4 protein-coding genes are annotated in these 2,954 nt (G+C 76.5%); all 4 read right to left on the reverse strand.

What is annotated here, in order from left to right; translation table 11 throughout:
- Window positions 1-556: 556 nt before the first annotated feature.
- Genes VE546_RS27055 through VE546_RS27070 form a run of 4 tightly spaced genes read right to left on the reverse strand, consistent with a single transcriptional unit; the run spans window position 557 to window position 2,890 of the window.
- Complete coding sequence (locus tag VE546_RS27055) at window positions 557-688, reverse strand: hypothetical protein (protein ID WP_324926881.1); 132 nt, start codon at window positions 686-688, stop codon at window positions 557-559.
- Window positions 685-921: a hypothetical protein gene (locus VE546_RS27060; protein ID WP_324926882.1), complete on the reverse strand. Its 237-nt coding sequence runs from the start codon at window positions 919-921 to the stop codon at window positions 685-687. Before VE546_RS27060 ends, VE546_RS27055 begins: the two co-directional genes overlap by 4 nt.
- A gap of 56 nt (window positions 922-977) precedes the next feature.
- Window positions 978-2,120: a hypothetical protein gene (locus tag VE546_RS27065; RefSeq protein WP_324926884.1), complete on the reverse strand. Its 1,143-nt coding sequence runs from the start codon at window positions 2,118-2,120 to the stop codon at window positions 978-980.
- Window positions 2,117-2,890 (reverse strand): DUF6084 family protein, encoded by a 774-nt coding sequence (locus VE546_RS27070; RefSeq protein WP_324926886.1) that lies wholly within the window; start codon window positions 2,888-2,890, stop codon window positions 2,117-2,119. Before VE546_RS27070 ends, VE546_RS27065 begins: the two co-directional genes overlap by 4 nt.
- Between the last annotated feature and the right edge of the window lie 64 nt (window positions 2,891-2,954).

Genomic DNA, 2,954 nt, shown 5'->3' on the forward strand with positions numbered 1-2,954 from the left:
GGCCGTACGGCGTCCGCCGTCGGCGGGGACTCCGGGCTCGTGGGACACGGTGCCTGCTCTCCTGTCGTGGGGTGGGCACCGCTCTGCGCCGTGCTCCGGGACGAGGGTCCATTGTCCTCCGGGGCACCGCTCCGCGCCGTCACCCCCGGCCGCCGTCCGGGGCACCGGACGGAGCGGTGGCGTCCGCGGAGGCGAGACGGAACGCGCGGCGGCAGGCGGCGGAGGACGGGCCGGCGCGGCGGGCCACCGCCTCGGCCGGCAGACCGGTCTCTTCCGGCAGGGCCCGGGGGACGGACGTCCGGCACGGACCGGACGCGGAGGGGCACGTGTGGTCCGCGGTGGACGGCGCCCCGGTGCGGGAGCTGTTCCCCGGAATCCGGCCGCGCCCCCTGTGGGCCGGCGGCAACGGCGCGAGGGCACACGTGCTGGAGACGGACCCAGGTGTACGCCGGCCGGCTCCCGACACGCCCCGGCAACGACGACGGGTGCGTCCGGCCCGTCCTCCGTCCCGGGACCAAGGCTTCTGACGCACCGTCAGGGAGCCCGGGCCGCGCCGTCACATCGCCCTGATCCTCGCGTACCGCCACATCGCCGGGGCCTCGGCCACCAGGGCCGCGGCGGTCGCGGCGGCCAGGAGGCCCACGACGGCGCGCACCACGGCCGCGGGGACGAAGATGCCGTTCCTCATCGGACGCTCACTTCCCCTCCGGTGAGCAGCTCCTCCACCAGGGACTCCACCAGCGTGACGGCCTCGCCGACCGCCCGCCGGACGGGCTCGCCGAGTCCGACGGCCACGTCCCCCTCGGCGCCGGCGACCTCGGCGGTGCGCCCGGCGAGCGCGAGGTCGAGGATGTCGGCGCCGGGGGACGGCCGCAGCCGTACGCGGCTGCCCCGGCCCAGCCGGACCCCGCCGACCGTCACCGTCCGGGGCGCGGACGGTCCGGTGCCCGGCCCGGCGTCCCCGTGCCGCGGCTCGCTCAGGCTCCCTCCTCCAGGGGCCGGAACTCGCGGATGGTGCCGTGCAGCGCGAGCAGTTCGCCGGGGGCGAGGCCCGCGCAGCGGTCCAGGATCTCCCGGGCCCGGGGATCACCGGCCCGTGCCTCCTGCCGCTCCTCCTCCGTCAGGCTCAGGACGCTGAGGATCAGCAGCCGGTCGATCTCCGTGCCGTCGAACAGGTCGCCGGGGCTCTCCGGGGCCACCTCGGGGAAGTCGTAGAGGGTGACGGGGGAGGAGAGCACGGTGCGGGCGCTCGCCCCGCCGCCGTCCCCGGCGGCACCCCCGTCGAAGCCACCGTCGGTGCAGCCGTCGCTGCCGTCGTCGCTGTCGTCGCCCACGAGGACCGGCCAGGTGCCCTGGTTCTCGCAGGCCGACACGGTCTCCCGCAGCCGCTCCGGCGGATCGACGAGCGAGACGAAGCGGCCGGTGGCGCTGTGCAGCACCGTGTGGGTGGAGACGAAGGCGTAGGCGCAGGCCCGCTCCCGGGCGTCGCGGTCGGCGGGGTCCGGGGCCGGGCACGGCGTGGTGTTCACGATCTCCACGGTCAGCCGGTGCACACCGTCCGCGGCGGGCACGGCGCCGATCTCCACGGTGCCGCTCAGCGCGTTCCACCGGCGCACGAGGGACCCGGCGGTACGGCCCGCGCCGTCCCGGATCGGTTCGCGGTCGGTGCCCGCGGGGACGTCGACGGCCGCGCGCACCGGGCCGCGGAGGGCGGTGTCCAGCGTCAGGGGGACGGACACCTCGCGCTCGGTCGCCTCCTGCCAGGCCAGGTACCGCCGCCCGTCCACCGTCAGGTCGTCCACGGCCTCGGGTCCGTCCGGCCCCTCCCGCAGCACGCCGCGGTCCACCACGTGCAGGAACCGTACGCGGACCGCCACCTCGGTGCGGTCCGCGGGGTGGCCCGCGGTGTCGAGCAGCACCTGGGTGCGCATCCGGTACGGCTCGCCGAGCGCGGTGGCGCACGACCTCGGGAAGGTCCCGCCGAAGGTCCAGCGCTTGGTGTTCTTCAGCGCGGACCGGCGGTACGGCCACAGCAGGTAGCCCTCGTAGAGACAGGTGCGCACGATCTTCTCCACCTTCTCCGGGTGGCGCGCGGTCTCCCCGTGCCCTGCCCGTCTCACGTCGTCCATGGTGCTCCGGTGGTCTCGGTCGTTCCGGTGGTGGTGCGTGCCGCGGCCGTCCCGGGGGTGGCGGGGACCTCGGCGGTGCGGTTCTCCGCCCGGTCGAGCAGATGGCCGACGGCGTCGTCCCAGGTGCCGAGCACCTGCCGCGCGCGGTAGGCGTCGAGCCGGTCGTGGGTCTTCCGGGACAGCCGCAGCCAGGGGCCGCCGGCGGAGTAACGGTCGACCAGGTCGTGCCACAGGGTGGCGGGCAGCCGGTAGGCGGCGTCCTCGGCCCAGGAGATCTGGGCCGTCCGCAGCCGGCCGTCCGGGGCCTGGAAGAAGACCGTGCCGCTGAAGAGGAAGTCCAGCGGCACCTCCCCGTCGCGGACGGCGCGCAGGTACGTGGTGACGGCCAGTTCGGTGTCGTGGGCGCACGGCACCGGCAGCCCGACCGCGGTGGTGTCGTCGAAGGGCGGCACCACCACGGTGGTCCGGGTCCAGGACAGGGGCCGCAGGGTGGTGGCCCACTGCTCCGGGAGGCCGAACAGCTCGGCCAGGGCCCGCCGCGCCCGGTCGTCGTAGCGGCGGCGGGTCACGTCGATCCTGATGGCGGTCGTCAGGCTGACCGAACGGACGGGGCCGCCGCCGGTGCGGGTGATCTCCAGTCCGAACCGCAGGGTGGGCACCGCGGCGAAGCGCTCCGGCTCCGCGCCGGTGACCGCGAAGGCGAGGGCCGGGACGGCGTGCCGGCCCGGCACGCCGTCCGGTGCGGCGCACGGGGCGGTCATGCCGGGGAGAGGTTGGGCATCCCCGGCATCACCGGGTCGCGGCGCCGGGGGGTGATGCCGGTGG

The sequence above is a fragment of the Streptomyces sp. genome, assembly GCF_035644915.1.
GTDB lineage: Bacteria > Actinomycetota > Actinomycetes > Streptomycetales > Streptomycetaceae > Streptomyces.